This is a genomic window from Streptomyces sp. AC627_RSS907, assembly GCF_019049165.1.
The window spans coordinates 1-621 of record NZ_JAGMUE010001375.1 but is presented as its reverse complement, the minus strand read 5'-3'; the positions used below and the strand labels follow the sequence as shown (position 1 = coordinate 621).

At 72.0% G+C, this 621-nt stretch carries 1 pseudogene; it reads left to right on the top strand.

Annotated features, from left to right (window positions below):
- Positions 1 to 213 precede the first annotated feature (213 nt).
- A pseudogene (locus KUM32_RS44605) lies at positions 214 to 444 on the top strand (3-oxoacyl-[acyl-carrier-protein] synthase III C-terminal domain-containing protein); the annotation flags it as partial.
- Positions 445 to 621: the final 177 nt, after the last annotated feature.

Sequence of the window (621 nt, the reverse complement as noted above, 5' to 3'; positions counted from 1 at the left end):
GACTCGACGTAGTCGCTCCAGGCGTCACAAGCTGCCCACAACCGGGGGAGCCCGGGCCGCTCGCGTCGCGCCCGGCCCACACCGTCCGAGCGAAGACCACTGACGCCCCGCCCCCGGCGCGGCCTACGCCCTACGGGCGTGCGCGGCCCGGCGAGCCCCTGATGATCGGCGCCGAGAAGATGTCGACGCCACCGACTGGAGCGACCGTCGCCCACGCACCAGGCCAACCTCCGCATCATCGAGACCGTCACACGCCAACTCGGCCTGCCCGACAATGTGATCGTCGCCAAGGACGCCATCGACTCCGGCAACATCTCGGCCGCGTCAGTTCCGTTGGACCCTCGCCAAGCTCGCCGAGCGCGGCGACCTCCCCTCCGGCCCCCGTGTCCTGCTCTTCGCCTTCGGCGGCGGCCTCTCTTGGCGGGCCAGGTCGTCACCTGCCCGTCAGTGTGCGCACGGCACGCCGCCAGCCGTACCTGCCTTCAGCGCTCCGGGCGGACTGTGTTCCCCTGGCTGGGCCGCCCCCGCTCCCCCGCCGCCGTATCCGGCTGTCGCTACTCGGGGCGCCCTTCGACGCGAGGGCTGTCGGGTTGTTGGCTTCGAGATGCAGGACTGTCGAGG